Consider the following 18,704-nt stretch of genomic DNA (forward strand, 5'->3'; position numbering starts at 1 on the left):
TTTAAAAAGAATCAGCGATTTAAAAGAGGCGATAATTTTTAGTCTCTAATATTGATTTATATTTTTTAGATGCAGGTCAATCTCGGTATAGCGACCCATATTATTTTAAACACAGATGCGTAAAAATTGTGTGTATTTATATTATTTTTGTGGGAGTAAGTTTTTTATACATTAGTTGGTAAATGAAAAAAACAGGGTTCTAGCAAGCCTACAAATAACAAAAATACACAAAGGCAGCCCATTTTTAAGGATAACTTTACCCATATACCGACAAATATTCGTTAATTTGACGGATTATTTTAAGATAATAAATGAGTGATAAAACGATACATATTGACGACCACGACAGCGAAGCGGATACTTGCCGAAAGGAAGTGTTGCCTAAACTGTATGACAGCCAATGGACTGACGATTTAATACTTGAACAACGGACTTTTACGGACGGTAAAATCATTGTGATTGGAAGAATAGCAAGAAGAAAAAAAGCGAAACGCTTTGACTACTTGCTACGCTATTCACAAAACTTTCCGATTGCAATTGTAGAAGCAAAGAAAAATTATAAGTCGGCTGCTGACGGCATCCAACAAGCCAAAGACTATGCTCAAATACTCGGACTTAAATTTGCCTACTCTACCAATGGAGCAGAAATTTTAGAATTTGACTTTATCACTGGACTTGAAACCAAAATTTCAAATTATCCAACACCAACAGAACTTTGGAATAGATTAAACCAAGCCGAACCAATAAAGCCTGAAGTTCAAGAAACATTTTTAAAACCATTTTTTGCCACAAGTGGCAAAGAGGTTAGATATTATCAACGAATAGCGATTAACCGAGCAATTAAGGCAGTTTTGGAAGGAAAGAAAAGAGCCTTATTAACTCTTGCAACTGGAACAGGAAAAACAACAATTGCATTTCAAATCATTTATAAACTTTGGAATAACCGATGGAACACAAAAGGCGAACACCGCAGACCAAAAATATTATTTCTTGCCGACAGAAGTATTTTAGTTTCTGACCCACACGCCAAAGACTTTGCAGTTTTTGGTGATGCAAGATGTTTAGTTCCCGAAGAAGGATTACCAAGTAGCAGGGAAGTTTATTTTTCTACTTACCAATCGTTGGCTGAGGACAGCAACAGAACAGGAGCATTCAGAAAATTACCAAGAGACTTTTTTGACTTGATTTTAATTGCTGAGTGCCACAGAGGAAGTGCAACTGACGACAGCAATTGGAGAGCAGTTTTAGATTACTTCAATACTTCTGTTCAAATTGGCTTAACTGCTACGCCATTAAGAGACGACAACAAAGATACTTACGCATATTTCGGAAATCCGCTTTACATCTACAGTTTAAAACAAGGAATTGAGGACGGATTTTTAGCTCCTTATTTGGTTCATCGTGTAGTTACTGAAACGGATGCAACAGGATTTAGACCCGAAGATGGACAACTGGACGATAACGGAGAATTAATTCCTGACGGCATTTATACAACTCCCGATTTTGAAAATACACTTTCCTATTTGCCAAGAACAAAAGCAGTTGTAAAGCATCTTTACATCTTTATGGTGAAATATGGAAGGTTTGATAAAACGATTGTGTTTTGTGTAAACCAAGAACACGCTGACCAATTCCGCAGAGAAATAAGCAACTTAAATGCCAACTTAGTTCAGCAATATCCCGACTATGTTGTTCGCATAGTTTCAGAAGAAGGAGACATTGGAAAAGGGCATTTAGGCAGGTTTATGGATATTGACGAACCAATTCCAGTAATCGTAACCACTTCAAAATTATTGAGCACGGGTGTTGATGTTCCAACTTGCAAAAACATTGTTATTTTCAGAACAATCAACTCAATGACCGAATTTAAACAGATTGTTGGACGAGGCACAAGAGTAAGAGAAGATAAAGAAAAATTGTTCTTCACCATTTTGGATTATACAGGAAGTGCAACGAGAAATTTTGCCGACCCTGACTTTGACGGAGAACCACCACTAATTACCGAAGATGAAATTGACGGAGACGGAAATATTATTGACGGTGATGAATGGTTACCAGACCCACCAACAGACGAGCCTGACAATACAAACGAACCACCAACAGGCGGTGGCGGTGGCGAGCCAAGAAGAAAATATTATATCAGTGAAGGAACAGTTTCAATTGTTGCCGAAATCGTTCAGATTTTAGATGCCAACGGCAAACTAAGAACAATTCAATTTACACAATACGCAAAGGAACAGATTACAACGATGTTTCCTTCAATGAATGATTTCCGTAGCAAGTGGAATGACTTACAAGAACGCCAACACATTTTAGATGAATTGGAAAACAACGGAATTTCTATTGACCAATTAATGGAAATAACCAAACAACAAGATGTTGACCCGTTTGACTTGCTATGCTTTGTTGCCTTTGACTTAAAACCATTGACAAGAAAACAGCGAGCCGATTTATTGAAGAAAAACAAACCTGACTTTTTTGCTCATTACAGCGAAAGAGCCAAAGAAGTTTTGAATTTGATTTTAGAAAAGTATGTTGACTACGGTTTAAATCAAATCAGACCTGACATAATATCGGTTGAACCCATTGCACAGCAAGGCAACCCGATAGAAATAGTAAATGAATTTGGTGGAATAGACGAATTCAAAAGAGCAATTGAAGAATTACAAACCCTGCTTTATGCAGCTTAAATTGTCAGAATCAGAATATTTAGAATTAGAGAATTTTCAAAATTCATACAGAGTGAAAATTAACAAAATGGAAAAAGATGAATTAACATATAAAATAATTGGTTGTGCAATAAAGGTACATAACACATTGGGCAATGGATTTCAAGAGGTTATTTACCAGAGGTGTCTTGCGATTGAATTAGAAAAAGCAGGTTTAGGATTTGGTAGAGAAGTGGAACAAACCATTTTTTATGAAGACATAGAAGTAGGAACAAGAAGAGCAGATTTTGTGGTAGAAAACAAAGTAATTGTTGAGTTAAAAGCTGTAATAAATTTGGAAGATGTGCATCTAGCACAAGCTAAAAAATTATGTAGTTGCTTATGATTTTGCAAAAGGACTATTAATCAATTTTGGTGCAATAAGTTTACAATACAAATTAGTTTTTAATCCAAAATATAACACAAAAAGTAATTCCGAAAATTCTAAAATCTTATAAATTCTGATGCAGACGAAAAAAGAAAAAGCACCAAAGAAAGCAGCGAAACCAGTTGTCATTGAAACACCTGCACAACGTTTAAGTGGCATTATAAAAACGTGCAGAAACATTATGCGCAAGGACAAAGGAATGAACGGTGATGGAGACCGTTTGCCAATGTTGACTTGGATAATGTTTTTAAAATTCTTGGACGACAACGAAAACTTACAAGAAGTAAATGCACAATTGGAAGGAAAGAAATATAAATCAGCCATTGCAGAACCTTACCGTTGGAGAGATTGGGCGAAAGACAAAAATTTGACAGGTGATGATTTATTGGCTTTTGTAAACAACGAGAAAGTAAAACTTGCAGACGGAAAAGAAAGAACAGGTTTATTCTACTATTTACGAGCCTTGCAAAGTGAAACTGGAGCGGAACGTAAAGACGTAATTGCAACCGTGTTTAAAGGCGTTACCAACCGAATGATAAACGGTTATTTGCTACGTGACATCATCAACAAAATTGATGAAATCCATTTTACAAGCAACGAAGAACTAAATTCACTTTCACATTTATATGAAAGCATTTTAAAGGAAATGAGAGATGCCAGCGGTGATGCAGGTGAATTTTATACGCCTCGTCCTGTTGTGAAATTTATGGTTGAAATGCTTGACCCCAAAATTGGCGAAACGGTTTTAGACCCAGCTTGCGGAACAGGTGGTTTCTTGGTAGAAGCATTTGAGCATTTAAAGAAACAAGCCAAAACCGTTGAGCATAAAAAACTACTACAAGAGCAGTCAATTATTGGTGGCGAAGCAAAGCCACTTCCCTATTTGCTTTCGCAAATGAACTTGTTGCTTCACGGATTGAACTATCCCAAAATTGATAGCGGTAACAGTTTGCGTTTTCCTTTAAAAGATATTGGCGACAGTGAAAGAGTTGATATTGTATTAGCCAATCCACCATTTGGAGGCGAAGAAGAAAAAGGAATTTTAAACAACTTTCCTGACGACAAACAAACCACCGAAACCGCTTTACTCTTTTTGCAATTGATTATGCGAAAACTTAAACGTAAAAAGCCAATGCAAGATGGCGGTAGAGCCGCCATTGTTGTGCCTCACGGAACTTTGTTTGCCGATGGTATTGCAGCAAGAGTGAAGAAGCAATTAGTTGAAGATTTTAATTTGCACACTATTGTAAGATTAGGCGAAGGAATTTTTGCTCCCTATACAGACATACCTTGCAACCTTTTATTCTTTCAGCAAGGCGAACCGACTAAACACATTTGGTATTATGAATTGTTGCCACCTGCTGATAAAAAGAAATACAGCAAAACAAGACCCATACAATTAGAAGAATTTGACGAGCTAAAAAAATGGTGGAACAAGCGAATAGAGAATGATAATGCTTGGAAAGTTAGCGTTGAAAAAGTTGTTCAAACTGATGAAAATGGGAAACTAATTAATGTCAATCTTGACGAAAAAAACCCAAACAAAAAAAGTGATTTTGAATACAAAGCCCCAGTGGAAATAATGAGTTCAATTCTTTTAAAAGAAAGACGAATTGTCAGTTTAATGGAAGAAATTGAAAACGTCTTAACTGCAAATATTGAAGCAAAATGAGAAATATTAGTCAATATCGTTTAAGTGAATTGCTAATACCTAAACAGTTAATGTTTAACGTGAAGCCTTTTGATACATATAAGCAAATAAAATTGAGAATAAAACATCAAGGTGTTGAGTTAAGATGTTTAAAAAAAGGAAGTGAAATCGGCTCGAAACAATACTTAGCTAAAACGGGGCAATTCATTATTTCAAAGATTGATGCAAGAAATGGGGCTATGGGGATTATACCTGATAGCTTAGATAATGCTATCGTTACAGGTGATTTCTTACTTTATGATTTTAATACAAAACTTATAATTCCCCAATACTTCAGCTATATATCACAAACTCCATTCTTTGATAATTCTTGTAAAATTTGTTCAGAAGGTTCTACAAATCGGGTAAGATTAAAATTAGACCGATTTTTAAATTTATCAATTGAATTACCACCAATACAAACACAAGAAAAAGTGGTCTTAAAAATTGAGAAGGTAAAATCAAGATTGGATGAAATTCAATCATTAAGAGAAGAACAAACCAAAGACATAAACAATTTACTATTCAGCAAATACACTGACCTGATAGAAAGTGCTGATTGGTTGCCAATGAAAGAAGTTGCACCAATCCACAGAAGACAGGTTGAAGTAAATCCAGAAGAAACTTATTATGAAATTGGAGTTAGAAGTTTTGGAAGAGGCTTATTTGAAAATCCGAGTTTTAAAGGCTCTGACTTGACTTGGCAAAAGCCTTTTTGGATGAGAGAAGGAGATTTGCTTTTCAGCAATATAAAGGCTTGGGAAGGTGCAGTTGGTTTAATACCTGCAAAATATGATGGTTGGGTTGGCTCACATCGTTACATAACTTGTTTGCCGAATTTAGAAATTATTGACCCTGAATTTCTTTATTACTATTTCAGAACTTTTGAAGGAGTGGAAAAATTAAGTTCCGCATCGCCTGGAACAGTTGACAGAAACAGAACTTTAAATAATAAACTATTACAACAAATTGAAATTCCAGCTCCTTCCCTTGGACTGCAAAGAGAATTTGTTGAACTACTCGAAAAAACAAACGCAATAAAAGAGCATCATAAACAAACCGAACAAGATTTAACCGAAATTATGCCGAGTTTGTTGGACAAGGCTTTTAAAGGGGAATTGTAAATACGGCAGATATTCTTTTCCATAAAAGCCATTGACAATACTTACACAAAATTTGTAGTAAAAAAAATGCCCGAACCTCACTATTTTCACGCTGCTGTCGCCGTTAATTGCTGCTTGTTTGCCTTTGATGGAAAAGACCTCTTGCTGCTGCTCATTCAACGCCAGCAGGAGCCTTTCTGCTACGAGGCGGATATCCCCTCGGTATTGCTCGCCGAACACGAAGAGTTAGAAACGGCTTTGGGCAAGCTGCTGCACGAAGTATGTGGGGTGCGCTATCCTTTTTTTCGCCAGCTCCAAACCTTCGGCTCCGTACAACGCCACCCGCAGGGTAGGGTGCTGTCGGTGGCTTATTGGGCACTGATGCGCTACACCGATTTTTCGCCTACCGCCTCCGAGTTGGGGCAGTCTGCCGACTGGTACGCCATTGATGCCATCCCCGATTTGCCCTTCGACCACAGCGACATCGCCAAAAATGCCGTTGCCGTTTTGCGGGAGCAGCTGCGCACACAGCCCTACGCCTTCGAACTGCTACCCGACGAATTTGCACTGCCCGATTTGCAAAATCTCTACGAACAACTCCTCATTGCCGATTTGGACAAGCGCAATTTTCGGCGCAAACTGATGTATATGGATTTTATTGAAGAAACCGAATCGGTGCGGCAGTTGGGCATACACCGTCCGGCGCGTTTGTACCGCTTCAACGAACAAACATACCGCCACGCTGTAGCCAACGGATTTCGGTTTAGTATTTAATTTTAAAAAAAAATAGTATGTTCTAACAGCAATATACAATGAACAACAACAACAACAATAACTACTACGCCATTATTGTAGCCGGCGGCAAAGGGGAGCGTATGCAGAGCCAATTGCCCAAACAGTTTTTGAAATTAGGCGATAAAACTATATTGGAACATACGATTAGTTCTTTTGCGGCTTTTTTGCCTGTGGAGCATATTGTGGTGGTGATGCACGAAATGTATTTGGAATATTGGAACAAATGCGTGGAAGAAAATAAGTGGAAAATATTCGGTAGTGTAGCGGGCGGTGCTACGCGCTTTCATTCGGTGCAAAACGGATTGGCACATTTGCAGCAATACGCCCCCGACTCTGCCATTGTGGGCATACACGATGCCGTGCGCCCTTTCGCCGACCGCGAGTTGCTGCAACGATGCTACGAAGCCGCCGCCCTGCGAGGAGCAGCTATTCCGGTAGTGCCGCTCAACGATTCGTTGCGCCGCCTCCGAAACAATCAGGGCGACAGCGAGCCGGTGAACCGCGCCGCTTATGTAGCCGTACAAACGCCGCAATGTTTTCGTTTTTCTGTGTTACAGGCTGCCTATATTCAGGATTTTCGTGAAGTATTTACCGATGATGCTTCGGTGGTGGAGGCTTATGGGCAGGCGATTATTTTGGTGGCAGGGCAAAATAACAATATCAAACTCACCACACCGCCGGATTTTGCCTATGCGCAATGGCTATATGAACAACAACAGCCCCGTTGATTGAGTTTTTTTTAAAAGTCAAATTTATAGCCGATACCTTTTACTGTTTTGATATAGTCTTCGCCAATTTTTTCGCGCAGTTTGCGGATATGCACATCAATAGTGCGCTCGCCCACGATGAGGTCTGCTCCCCACACCCGCGAAAAAATTTCGCTGCGCATAAATACTTTGCCGGGTTTGGAAGAAAGAAGCTGGAGCAGTTCAAACTCTTTTTGCCAACACACAAAGTTGGTCGCCGCGATATATCTCCATTTTTTCGGCATCAATGCTCAAATCTCCGAATTGCTGGCGTGTGGTTTCTGTTTCGGGAGCAGCAGCGGAATGGCGGCGCAAAAGAGCTTTGAGGCGGCTGATGAGTACGCGCAAACGCACCGGCTTTGAAATATAGTCATCTCCGCCGGCATCAAAACCCGCAATTTGGGAATAATCCTCGTTGCGGGCTGTAAGAAACACAATCAGTGTATTATCAAACTGAGGCAGTGCGCGGAGTTCTTTGCATACTTCTATACCGTCTAATTGCGGCATCATAATATCCAAAATAATCAGTTCCGGCAATTCTTTTTTAGCAATAGCGATGCCCATAGCACCGTCAGAAGCCGTAGATACTTCGTAGCCTTCTTTTTGCAGATTGTAGGATATAAAATTTAATATATCCGGCTCATCATCTACTACTAAAATTTTAATTTTTTCCGACATATTTTTATAATAAAATACTTTTCAATCATGCAAAAGTACCAACAAAACCGATATGAAAAATATAAGTTATTCCTTTGTTTTAGGTTCTCTGCTTTACTTTACATACTCCTCCCATAAAAATACCCCGTGATTCGGCAGCAAAGGTGCTGTTTCAGTATTAATTCAATATTAAGCTAAAATTAAATTTATAAATACTTCGATAGAATACTTCCTATAAGTGCACTTAATTTTTTTGCATTCCAAAAAAAAATGTTCATTTTGTCAATATATTGCTCTTGTTGGCGTTTATCTCAAAAATATTATTTCATAATTTATGATAAAAGAGGCTTTTGTAGGTTTTTGCTCGCAAAAAACAACGATAAACGGTATAACCTGTCGTATTCTGATGGTAATGCTGCTGTGGTGGTTCAGTGGCAGTGGTGTGATGGCACAAAGCATCAGTTTGAAAAAAGCACCGGCGGCGGCACGGCTCTCCATTGACGACCCCGCCACACAGATTGACCCCACCGATTTTGACGCATTGCGTTTGGAACGATTAATAGAGGAGGAAGTAAACCGTATTCGCAGACAAAAAAACAAACCCGAACTCTACAATGACGGGCTATTGCAGGAGGCGGCATATATACAGGCTGCCTATTGCGCCGAACAGCGCAAACTTACGCACAGCCAGCGGTCAAAACGCTACGATACGCTGGGTGAGCGCGTAGTAACAGCGGGTGGCACAGAAGACGATTATCAACTGCTGGGCGAAAATCTGGCTTTTAACGGTTTTACAATCCTTACAGAAGGAAAGCGCATCACTTTAATTGCGCCCACTTACGAAGAAATTGCAAAAGAAATGGTAGCCGGTTGGATGGACTCCAAAGGACACCGCGAAAATTTACTCAACAAAAAATTTACGCATGCAGGTATTTCTGTGGTATATGACGATGCATTGAAAGGTATCGTAGGCGCACAAGTATTCGGGAAGCCGATATTGCCAAATGAACCCTGATTTTTCTTAACGAGTAAGCCCTAAACGTACCGTAAAAAAGCGGAAAAACAACAAAATATATAGAAATAAACTCTCTCTGCCACTCAAAACGGATTGGTACTCGTCCATACGCTCGCTGTAGAGGTCGGGGTGTACATAGTTAAAGATTTTGTCTTTTTTTGCAAAATTATGCTGCACCGTATTTTTTATCACCAAATACATATTCTGACGATACCACCACCATATTTTTTTATTATCCCAAAAATGATGGCGTAATACATCATATACTTCGTAGTCGTGCTCACGAAATAGGCTTTGCCAATAGGCTATCCATTGCTCGTTGAGGTGATTTTGACCGAGTTGTTTGGGTATGGCTGCCGAAAACAGAATCACATCGCTCAAATCCACCACACTTTTTACGAATGTGGGGGCGTTTTTTTCTGAAATGTGCTCGGCTACTTCCAAAGTTACCGCCAAATCGTAGCGTTTGGGGAGTTGCAGAGGTTTTTCGAGGTCGGCGATATATACTTCTTCGGGGGCAATGTATAGGAGTTGTTTTTGTGTCCATTCCCCCTCAATACCCAAAATTTCAACACCTTGCTCCTTAAATACTTTCAAAAAACTTCCGGTGCCGCAACCTACATCTACCACACTTTTGGGCTGCAGCAAATGTACAATATAAGGAACTATCTCTGCTGCATCTGCCGGATTATGATATTTGCGCGAGTGTCTGTATCGCTTTTTGCCATACAGAAGCCTGTCGCTCACTTTCTTTAAAAACTCCATTGTTTTTTTTGATTGATTACTTTTTTTCTACAGTGTGTGTATAAAATAAAATCTTTTGTAATTGAAATGCAATAATAAAATCAAACAACGATTGGTTGTAGTTTTTATCATTTTTAATTTTTGAAATAAAATAAAAATGTAGCAAGTTGGTCTTTTAAATTGCGGCGGTCAATGACCATATCCAAAAAACCGTTTTCCAATACAAACTCCGCCTTCTGAAAGCCGTCGGGCAATTCTTTTCTGATGGTTTCGCGGATAACGCGGGGTCCGGCAAAGCCTATCAAAGCTCCTTTTTCTGCCAGATTCAAATCGCCGAGCATTGCAAAAGAAGCCGTAACGCCGCCGGTAGTGGGGTCGGTCATCAAAGAAATATAGGGCAAATGCGCTTTGGCGAGTTTGCTTAATTTAGCGGCTGTTTTTGCCATTTGCATCAGCGAAAACGCCGACTCCATCATACGCGCCCCGCCCGATTTGGAAATAATCATCAAAGGTATATGGTATTGTATGGAATAGTCAATGGCACGCGAAATTTTTTCGCCCATCACCGAACCCATCGAACCGCCTATAAAGGTGAAATCCATACAACAAAGAACGCAGGGCAAACTTTCCACACTGCCCACACCCACGCGCATGGCATCTTTAAGCCCTGTTTTTTCTTGTGCTGCCTTGAGGCGGTTTTTATAGCTTTTTAAATCCGAAAATTCCAAAATATCCACCGGAGCTAAGGTGGAAAATAATTCTTCAAACTGTGCATTGTCAAACAACAGTTCAAAATAATTTTGTGATTTTACGGGATTGTGGTAAGCGCACGAAGGACACACATAAGCGTTGTCGCGCAATTCTTTTTGTGTGCCGGTATATTTACAATGTTCGCACTTATACCATAAGCCGTCCGGCACTTCCTTTTTTTCGGCGGTGCGCGTGACAATACCTTTTTTTATACGGTCAAACCAAGACATTTTGAACAGAAAGATGGGGCTGTGTAAAAATTCAGGCGCAAATTTATTGAAGTTCGTGTAGAATGTAAAATTTAATCCTCATTAAAAATGTGCTACCGAGCAAAGAATGTACGAAAAACAAACATCAGGGCACTAAAATACGCAAAGATTGTGGTATTATTTCAAATGTAACCGGCGTTTGCCCAACCACTTCGCCGTCCAACTGCACATATATGGGTTTGGGGCTGCTGATAAGAATACGCTTGGCTTCGTAGGTGCTGACGCGCGGATGCTTGATAAAAGTGCCGTTGTACAATGCCGATAATTGGCGTACCACATCTAATTTGAGCATATTCTGTATGAGTGTCACATAGAGCAAACCGTCATCAATTTCGGCGTGGGGGCATATTTTCATACCGCCGCCGAAATATTTGCCGTTGCCGACTGCCAAAGTAAAAATTTTGGTGGCAATGCGGCTGCCTTGGGGTGGGTCTATCGCCACTGCCACCGGCTGATTGCGATAGCTGAACAAGCCCTGCAACACCGACAACAAATAAGACAACTGCCCCATATTTTTGTTTTTACTTAAATAATTTTTAGCGACATAAGCATCAAAACCCAAGCCCGCCACATTTAAAAAATAAAAAGGTGCCGTGGGCTGTTCGTAGTTCTGAAAAGTCGCCGAAACCGTATCTATCAAACGTGTTTTTCCGGCTTCTATCATATTTGCCCATAGCAAAGGCTCTTGCGGGAGGTGGGCAGTGCGTGCAAAATCGTTACCTGTGCCGGCGGGAGCCAGCAATACGGTGATTTCCGTAGAAGGCACTTGCTGTTGGGCTAAAATAGCAGTGGTCAATTCAAAAAAAGAACCATCGCCGCCCATGATGGCAAAATGCCGAAAACCCTGCTCCAAAGCTTTATGAACATAAGCAATGCAGTGTCCTGTTTTTTCGGTAAAAAAAAGTTCAAAAGCGATTCCTTTCTTTTGTAATAATTGTGCTAATTCGGAGGCTTGATGATTGCTTTTGCCGCCGCCCGACACCGGATTGGCTATGATAAACCACGTTGCTGCTGTATTATTATTCAAAGATGATTGCTTTTTATGAGTTTTATAAAATGCTGCGCACCTCCCAACTGACGAACATACAAAAAATACATACCATTGCTCCAATTATCGGTATCTATTCGCATATTAGCCGCCGCACTGTGCTGTGCCATCATGAGTTTTCCCTGTGCATCAAACACTTGTATTTGTGAGGGTGTTTGTTTTGTATTGTTTATCTCAAAATATTCATTAAAAATATTGGGATATACTTGTATGTCTGCAGTTTCGCTTAAAGTAAAATGACCAGGAATAACTATTTCAAAATATACCCACGCTGTAGCACAGTTGTTTTCTTCCACACATACTTGATATTGCAAAAAATCTACGCCCGAAAAATCATTTGGAGGCAGGTATTCATAAGCACCTGTTTCTGCATTGATAATATTTAAAGTACCGTACATAGGGTTGCCAATATATGCATGTAAAGGAGTGAGATTGCACAAGTCATCATTGAAAAAAATGCAATTTTGCGTATTATTGTTACATTGTGTGGCATAGTAGTTAGCTGTTGGAGCAAATAAATTTTGAGGGTTGTCATACAAAGAATAATAATCATCTTCCAAAACCAAAGTACAGGGTTGTGCGGGCAGGAGGTCTGCTATATCTATTGTCCACAATGAGCGACCAAAAGTTCCGGCTATCAATTCTTTGGCTGTTGCATCAATTTCTATATCATAAACAGGCACAATGGGCAGGTTGTTGCCGAGCAATTCCCAGTGTGTGCCGCCGTTTTGCGAAAAATAAACGCCGCCGTCTGTGGCAACAAACAATACATCTTCGTTTCCTTCCATCACTGCTACACGATTAATGGCAATGTTCGGCAAATCGCCGGCTACCGACAACCAAGTATCTCCGGCATCATCGCTGCGAAACAAGTGCGGCGTATCGTCATTATCTTTATAACCCGAATAAGACAGCCACACGCGGTTGGAGTTTTCGTAAGAAGTGAACAAATGTGTCACATAGCGGTCGGGCAAAGAGGCATCTACGCGCTCCCACGAAGTACCGGCATTGTTGCTGCGCCACACATTGCCATCAGAAGTGCCCACATACAAAAGCCCCAATGCTCCTTTTGCTTCGGCGATGCTGCTAATGGTGTGTAATTTGGGGTTTTCTTCGTCAGGGTTTTCTGTAAAATCAGTCAAATCCTCGCTTATAGGCGACCAATTGGGTATCAAAGAACCTTCGCTTTTATATACGCGGTGCGTAGCACAATATAAATCGTAGCTGTTGTTGGGGCTGATGAAATAAGGTCCGTCCCAGTTCATGCGGTCGCTCATATCAATGCCAAAAGTGCCATCTTGCCAGTTGTCGCCGCCATCGGTGCTCACATTGATACCGAGCCATTGCGTTTCGCTATACACCACATTGGGGCTTTCGGGGTGAAAACGCACCTGAAATCCATCTCCTCCATTGCGGCGCAGCCAATCATTCAGAATGTCGGTATTGCCATTCATAGTGCCGTTATCCTGTGCGCCGCCCCAATAATCATTGGCTTGGTGCGGATTGTAGGCAACCCGATAAAACTGTGTTACGGGCAAATTTTCTATGTCTTTCCAAGTAGTGCCGCCATCAGTGCTTTTATATAAACCGCCATCTGTGGCAAGCAGCAGTGTGTGGGCATCTAAAAACAACAAATCGTGTTTGTCGGCGTGTACCTCATACGTCCACCATTGAGGACCCACCATATTCCAAAATTCGCCCTCGTCCTCGCTGCGCCACAAATCTACGCCCAACAAATATATTTCCTGCGGCTTGAAAGGATTGATGCGTATTTTACCAAAATACCAACCAAAACCCGCCAGAGCCGAGTCTTTAAAATAATCGTCTTGTACCATCTGCTGCCAAGTAGCACCACTGTCGGGGCTTTTATACACCCCTTGCAGATTTTGGTTTTTGCCTACTATTTCGGCAAAAATAATATTGGGGTCGTCGGGGTGCATCGCCAATCCGATGCGCGAGAGGCTGTCGGCAGGCAAACCGTTGGAGAGAATTTGCCAAGTTGCACCGCCGTCTGTTGTTTTGCGAATACGGGCGTTCAAACCATTTATGATATTAAAACGATTGCTCCGCAAACGCTCCCAACTGGCAGCATAAATAATATCGGGATTTTGGGGGTGTACCAAAAAATCAATAACGCCGGTGGAGTCGTTTACCTGCAAAAGAGTTTGCCACGAGTTGCCGCCATCGGCAGAGCGATACAAACCGCGGTGTTCGTCAGGCTCAAAAGGCAAGCCCATCGCCGAAGCCGTAATCAGGTTGGAGTTGGTGGCGTGTACATTTATTTTTGAAATGATGCGCTGTTGTTGCAATCCGATATTTTGCCAGGTGATGCCGCCGTCTGTGCTTTTGAATAAGCCGTTGCCCACAGCAGGATAGCCCGAAACTTCTTTGTCGCCCGTACCCACATATACAGTGGAGGGGTTGTTGGGGTCTATTTCTATATCGCCGATGGCTAAGTGGGTTTGTGCATCAAAAAGAGATTGCCAAGTAGTGCCGCCGTCAGTGGTTTTGAAAACGCCGCCGCGTGCTGTTCCCACATATATAATGTCGGGCTGCGAAGGCAAAGCCGCTATACAGGTAATACGCCCGCCGATATTGCCGGGACCTTGTAGTTGCCATTGTTTATCCGCTGCCCCTTGCTTGGCGAGGCGGTGCTGCTGCACCTGAGCCAAGGCTTTTTCGTAGGCGGGCATATCAAAAGTGGTGGAGGGATAGCTGCGTTGCAGAAAAAATATATCGTCAGGAACAAATTTTTCTGCTTGTTCTTTGGCTTCGCCGATGCTTTCTTTCTGATGATAAAAATCAATGGCAATGCGATAGGTTGAATAGACAAGAATCAATGCCAAAACAGTGTATAATGTGCAGCGCATAAGCAAAAGGAGTTGAAGAGGTGATTTGTTGAATTTTTATATTACATGTTTAACAAAATATAAACCTATTAAAAAGTAGTGTTTTATTACAAAACTGCATTTTTAAATTATAAATCAACTATGCTCTGTTTTTATTTAGGAGCAGAGTCGGGGTCAGAAGGTTTGTTTTTGTCTTTGAAATGAGGGCGAAAATTTCCTTTGTGTTGTGGTTTGCTGCCTCTTTCTTTGTTGTCGGCTGCTTCGTTGTTGTGATTATTGCGCGATGAACCATTGTTAGGAGCAGCAGTATTTTTTTGTGCGGATTCGAGGAATTTTGCCTGTTTTTATGCCGGTTTTGCGGGGGTTTGTGTGCATTGCCTCTACCGCCGCCGCTGCCGGATTTGCTGAAAGGCTCGTAAAGCGGTGATTCGCCGATGTCGGCAGGCAGCGGCACTTTGCGCACTTCTTTTCCGATTAATTTTTCAATACCCGCAAATTTGCGCTGTTCTCTGGGGCTGATAAAAGTAATCGCCACCCCCGAAGCGGCAGCGCGGGCTGTTCTGCCGATGCGATGCACATAATCTTCGGCATCGTGGGGCACATCATAATTGATCACCAAATCAATCCCTTCAATATCAATACCGCGCGACAAAATGTCGGTGGCGACCAAAGTTTTTATTTTTCCGTTTTTAAAATCCAACAAAGCCTGCTGGCGTTCTTCCTGCTCCAAATCAGAATGAATGGCGCGTGCCGGAAATTTTTTCTGTTGCAGTTCGCGTTCAATGTTTTTTGCATTGATTTTGGTAGAAGAAAACACCACCGCACTCACTTCTTTCTGGCGCAAAACATGATACAACATTTTGAGCTTGTCGCTGTCGTGAATGGAATAAGCGGCTTGCAAAATGCGGTCGGCAGGGCGGGCAATGGCAATTTCCACAAAAGCCGGATTATTGAGAATGGTATTGGCTAATTGTTTGATTTTGGACGGCATGGTAGCCGAAAACAACAAAGTTTGCCGTTGTTTGGGCAGCGCGTTAATGATTTTCATAATATCATCAAAAAATCCCATATCCAACATTTTGTCGGCTTCGTCGAGTACCAAATGTTGCAAGGTAGAAAAATTGGCGTATTCAAAACTCAAATGCTGCAACAGCCGTCCGGGTGTGGCAATGATGAGGTCGGCTCCGTTTTGTAAAGCCTTGCGCTGCACGTCCCAACTGCCGCCATCGCTGCCGCCATAAATAGCAATAGAAGTAGCACCGCTAAAATACGCCAATCCCTCTACTTGTTGGTCTATTTGCTGTGCCAACTCGCGGGTAGGAGCAATAATCAATGTATTGATGCCCGTGTGTTGGTTTTGGCTGATGGCATGCAGAATAGGCAAAAGATAGGCAGCCGTTTTGCCGGTTCCGGTTTGGGCGCAGGCGATGAGGTCGCGCTGTTGCATCACCAAAGGAATGGCTTGTTGCTGCACGGGGGTCGGTGTTTCAAAACCCATCGCTTCCAAACCCTCTACCAAGTGTTCATTAAGTCCGAAATCTTTGAATGTCACTGTATAAAAATAAAAAGTTAGCTGCAAAATTAGTTTATTTTTAAATAACAATTTGCGGCATGTATGAACGAGTACATTTTAAAAACTATTTTATGTTATATTTGTAGATAACACAAGCCTGATTTCGGCTTTTGCACAATCATACAGAATAAAAAAGAAATACTTTCGTTGAACAAATCTATATTTTTTACAACTAAAAACAACGCTATTGACAATGCTGTATCTTTTTTTAGGTTGGTGGTGGTTTTTGTTGGCTGCTTGGTGGAATACAGATAATATAGAAATTGCTCCCAATCGTTTGCAATGGAGCAAGGAGCGGCGTTTGGAGTGGTCAGATTTTCAGGCAGCACCGCCCGAAACACGTTATTTGCGTATTGCTGCCCTTACTTCTTCTCTCATACAGTACCGCTATTTTTGTACCCCGCAGGATACGCTCCAAATTAGGATAAAAGCAGTTTTCCTGAAAGAGGAATCGTGGGTGCGTCCTTTGGGCAAAACCACCGACTGCTTGCGCCACGAACAAACCCATTTTGATATTACGGAGCTATATGCACGCCGTTTAAAACATTGCTTGGAACAGCGTACTTATACTTGTAGAGATGTGGTAATATTGGAGGCTGAAGTAAAAAAAATACTTGATGAATGGCGAGATACTCAATTGCGTTTTGATGATGAAACGCACTACAGCTTGCATACGATTGCCCAAAAAAATTGGGAAAATTACATTGCCGAATGTTTGTTGTATGAATAAAAAAAGTCGGCTTTTGATAAAAAAGCCGACTTTTATACACTATGTTTTTGCCATTAATATATGTATTAAAGGCTGTCTTCCAAACCTTTAGCCACTTTAAACTTCACTTGTTTTTTTTCAGGCACTTGTACAGCCTCTCCGGTTTTGGGGTTGCGTGCTGTGCGGGCAGGTCTTATGCTCAACTGAAAACTACCCAAACCCGATATGGCAATTTTATCGCCTGTTTTCAGAGCAGATACAACACCGTTTGTCAAGGCATCTAAGGCATAAGAGGCTTGCGATTTTGTTAAATTGGCTTCTTTGGCAATGTGATCTACTAATTGTGTTCTGTTCATTTTTTTTAAAAAAATTAAAATAATATAAAAAAATAAGGTTTTTTGTGAGCCTCAAGAGAATAACTTCTCCGATATGAGGCGCAAAAATGCTTATTTTTAAATAAATTTCCACTAAAACACACACATATTTTTTATAAAAATTTTAAAAGTATTATCATTGCTGCCATAATTTATATTTTTTTATGCTCAAAGAAACAGGTTTTACTGCCTTCCATCGCCAATTAGGAGCAAAAATGGCAGCCTTTGCCGGCTACGATATGCCGATTGTATATAGCAGTATTAAAGAAGAACACCTTGTGGTTCGCAATGATGCGGGCTTGTTTGATGTGTCGCACATGGGGGAATTTTTTATAGAGGGAGCACAGGCTCTTGATTTGTTGCAATATTTGTGCAGCAACGATGCCTCAAAATTATACCCCAATCGGGCGCAATACTCCTGCCTTACCAATGAGCAGGGCGGTATTGTTGATGATTTGATTGTGTATTGCATCAATCCCGACCAATACCTGATGGTGGTCAATGCTGCCAATATTGAAAAAGACTTGGCTTGGATACAACAACACAACCGCTTCGATGCCCGTGTGAGCGATTTATCCAATCAGATGGGGCTGTTGGCAATTCAGGGACCCGCCGCCGTACAGCTTTTGCAGCCTTTTACCGACATTGATTTGTCGGCGATAGCATATTATCATTTTGCTATCGGCGATTTTGCCGGCTTACCCAATATCCTCATTTCCGCTACGGGCTACACCGGAGCAGGCGGTTTTGAGTTGTATTTTCAGGAGCAGCAGGCGGCGCAGCTGTGGCAAGCCCTCCAAACTGCTAATGGCGGCAAGGGCATTCAACCCATCGGATTGGCTGCCCGCGACACCCTCCGACTCGAAATGGGATATTGCTTATATGGCAACGACATAGACGACCACACTTCGCCTTTGGAGGCGGGTTTGGGCTGGATTACCAAATTCAACAAAGATTTTATCGGAAAAGAAATACTGATGCAGCAAAAAGCACAAGGGGTGCACCGCAAATTGGTGGGCTTGGAAATGTTGGAAGGCGGAGCTATTCCGCGCCAAGGCTATACCGTGCTGGATGCTCAGTGCAATGCCATCGGGAAAGTAACTTCGGGAACACAGTCGCCGAGTTTGGACAAAGCCATTGCATTGGCATATATTGAGCGTCCTCACACCGAAACCAACACCGAAGTGTGGGTGCAAGTGCGCAACAAAGAAATTGCCGCCAAAGTGACAGATGTTCCTTTTTTGAAAAAATAAAGCTACTCTTTTTGCTTTTTTTAAGTATCTCAT

14 protein-coding genes and 2 pseudogenes are annotated in these 18,704 nt (G+C 41.4%); 9 read left to right on the plus strand and 7 right to left on the minus strand.

Annotated elements, in window-relative coordinates; genetic code table 11:
• The first annotated feature begins 311 nt into the window (after positions 1–311).
• The 6 genes and pseudogenes from IPL35_05465 (at position 312) to IPL35_05490 (ending at position 7,412) form a co-directional block, all read left to right on the plus strand.
• Positions 312–2,690, plus strand: a complete 2,379-nt coding sequence (locus IPL35_05465) for a DEAD/DEAH box helicase family protein (GenBank protein MBK8442885.1) — start codon at positions 312–314, stop codon at positions 2,688–2,690.
• A gap of 67 nt (positions 2,691–2,757) precedes the next feature.
• A pseudogene (locus IPL35_05470) lies at positions 2,758–3,166 on the plus strand (GxxExxY protein).
• Positions 3,167–3,172: 6 nt separating this feature from the next.
• Positions 3,173–4,768 carry an N-6 DNA methylase gene (locus tag IPL35_05475; protein MBK8442886.1) on the plus strand — a complete coding sequence of 532 codons (1,596 nt, stop codon included), beginning with the start codon at positions 3,173–3,175 and terminating at the stop codon, positions 4,766–4,768.
• Entirely contained in the window at positions 4,765–5,910 is a 1,146-nt protein-coding gene (locus tag IPL35_05480; protein MBK8442887.1) for a restriction endonuclease subunit S, read from the plus strand. The genes IPL35_05475 and IPL35_05480 overlap by 4 nt, the downstream gene beginning before the upstream one ends.
• A 66-nt stretch (positions 5,911–5,976) precedes the next feature.
• Positions 5,977–6,663, plus strand: coding sequence for an NUDIX hydrolase (locus tag IPL35_05485; protein MBK8442888.1), 687 nt, complete (start codon positions 5,977–5,979; stop codon positions 6,661–6,663).
• Between the two features lie 38 nt (positions 6,664–6,701).
• Positions 6,702–7,412, plus strand: coding sequence for a 2-C-methyl-D-erythritol 4-phosphate cytidylyltransferase (locus IPL35_05490; GenBank protein MBK8442889.1), 711 nt, complete (start codon positions 6,702–6,704; stop codon positions 7,410–7,412).
• Positions 7,413–7,423: 11 nt separating this feature from the next.
• On the opposite strand, the pseudogene IPL35_05495 reads toward IPL35_05490, so the two are convergent.
• Positions 7,424–8,108: pseudogene (locus IPL35_05495) on the minus strand (response regulator transcription factor).
• A gap of 313 nt (positions 8,109–8,421) precedes the next feature.
• Here IPL35_05495 and IPL35_05500 point away from each other — a divergent pair.
• Complete coding sequence (locus tag IPL35_05500; protein ID MBK8442890.1) at positions 8,422–9,102, plus strand: CAP domain-containing protein; 681 nt, start codon at positions 8,422–8,424, stop codon at positions 9,100–9,102.
• A 6-nt stretch (positions 9,103–9,108) separates the two neighbouring features.
• Here IPL35_05500 and IPL35_05505 read toward each other — a convergent pair whose 3' ends face one another.
• The 5 genes from IPL35_05505 to IPL35_05525 form a co-directional block, all read right to left on the minus strand.
• The gene (locus tag IPL35_05505) at positions 9,109–9,867 is read right to left on the minus strand and encodes a methyltransferase domain-containing protein (GenBank protein MBK8442891.1); all 759 of its coding nucleotides are present in this window, start codon (positions 9,865–9,867) and stop codon (positions 9,109–9,111) included.
• A 113-nt stretch (positions 9,868–9,980) separates the two neighbouring features.
• The gene (locus IPL35_05510) at positions 9,981–10,826 is read right to left on the minus strand and encodes an acetyl-CoA carboxylase carboxyltransferase subunit beta (protein ID MBK8442892.1); all 846 of its coding nucleotides are present in this window, start codon (positions 10,824–10,826) and stop codon (positions 9,981–9,983) included.
• Positions 10,827–10,950: 124 nt separating this feature from the next.
• Positions 10,951–11,892 carry a diacylglycerol kinase family lipid kinase gene (locus tag IPL35_05515; GenBank protein ID MBK8442893.1) on the minus strand — a complete coding sequence of 314 codons (942 nt, stop codon included), beginning with the start codon at positions 11,890–11,892 and terminating at the stop codon, positions 10,951–10,953.
• On the minus strand, positions 11,889–14,759 hold the full coding sequence (locus tag IPL35_05520) for a T9SS type A sorting domain-containing protein (GenBank protein ID MBK8442894.1): 2,871 nt from the start codon (positions 14,757–14,759) through the stop codon (positions 11,889–11,891). The genes IPL35_05515 and IPL35_05520 overlap by 4 nt, the downstream gene beginning before the upstream one ends.
• 142 nt (positions 14,760–14,901) lie before the next feature.
• The gene (locus IPL35_05525) at positions 14,902–16,260 is read right to left on the minus strand and encodes a DEAD/DEAH box helicase (protein MBK8442895.1); all 1,359 of its coding nucleotides are present in this window, start codon (positions 16,258–16,260) and stop codon (positions 14,902–14,904) included.
• Positions 16,261–16,528: 268 nt separating this feature from the next.
• On the opposite strand from IPL35_05525, the gene IPL35_05530 reads away from it, so the two are divergent.
• Positions 16,529–17,065, plus strand: coding sequence for a hypothetical protein (locus tag IPL35_05530; protein MBK8442896.1), 537 nt, complete (start codon positions 16,529–16,531; stop codon positions 17,063–17,065).
• Positions 17,066–17,130: 65 nt separating this feature from the next.
• Here the strand turns inward: IPL35_05530 and IPL35_05535 are convergent, their stop codons facing one another.
• Complete coding sequence (locus IPL35_05535; protein MBK8442897.1) at positions 17,131–17,400, minus strand: HU family DNA-binding protein; 270 nt, start codon at positions 17,398–17,400, stop codon at positions 17,131–17,133.
• A 182-nt stretch (positions 17,401–17,582) separates the two neighbouring features.
• Between IPL35_05535 and gcvT the strand changes: the two genes are divergently transcribed.
• Positions 17,583–18,671 (plus strand): glycine cleavage system aminomethyltransferase GcvT, encoded by a 1,089-nt coding sequence (gene gcvT, locus IPL35_05540; protein ID MBK8442898.1) that lies wholly within the window; start codon positions 17,583–17,585, stop codon positions 18,669–18,671.
• Positions 18,672–18,704 lie beyond the last annotated feature (33 nt).

The organism is Sphingobacteriales bacterium, assembly GCA_016711285.1.
Lineage (GTDB): Bacteria > Bacteroidota > Bacteroidia > Chitinophagales > UBA2359 > JADJTG01.

Bases quoted from the DNA above. Each gene is read 5' to 3' on its own strand.
- IPL35_05465 (MBK8442885.1), top strand. From the start codon at position 312: ATGAGTGATAAAACGATACATATTGACGACCACGACAGCGAAGCGGAT.
- IPL35_05475 (MBK8442886.1), top strand. From the start codon at position 3,173: ATGCAGACGAAAAAAGAAAAAGCACCAAAGAAAGCAGCGAAACCAGTT.
- IPL35_05480 (MBK8442887.1), top strand. From the start codon at position 4,765: ATGAGAAATATTAGTCAATATCGTTTAAGTGAATTGCTAATACCTAAA.
- IPL35_05485 (MBK8442888.1), top strand. From the start codon at position 5,977: ATGCCCGAACCTCACTATTTTCACGCTGCTGTCGCCGTTAATTGCTGC.
- IPL35_05490 (MBK8442889.1), top strand. From the start codon at position 6,702: ATGAACAACAACAACAACAATAACTACTACGCCATTATTGTAGCCGGC.
- IPL35_05500 (MBK8442890.1), top strand. From the start codon at position 8,422: ATGATAAAAGAGGCTTTTGTAGGTTTTTGCTCGCAAAAAACAACGATA.
- IPL35_05505 (MBK8442891.1), bottom strand. From the start codon at position 9,867: ATGGAGTTTTTAAAGAAAGTGAGCGACAGGCTTCTGTATGGCAAAAAG.
- IPL35_05510 (MBK8442892.1), bottom strand. From the start codon at position 10,826: ATGTCTTGGTTTGACCGTATAAAAAAAGGTATTGTCACGCGCACCGCC.
- IPL35_05525 (MBK8442895.1), bottom strand. From the start codon at position 16,260: ATGGGTTTTGAAACACCGACCCCCGTGCAGCAACAAGCCATTCCTTTG.
- IPL35_05530 (MBK8442896.1), top strand. From the start codon at position 16,529: ATGCTGTATCTTTTTTTAGGTTGGTGGTGGTTTTTGTTGGCTGCTTGG.
- IPL35_05535 (MBK8442897.1), bottom strand. From the start codon at position 17,400: ATGAACAGAACACAATTAGTAGATCACATTGCCAAAGAAGCCAATTTA.
- gcvT (MBK8442898.1), top strand. From the start codon at position 17,583: ATGCTCAAAGAAACAGGTTTTACTGCCTTCCATCGCCAATTAGGAGCA.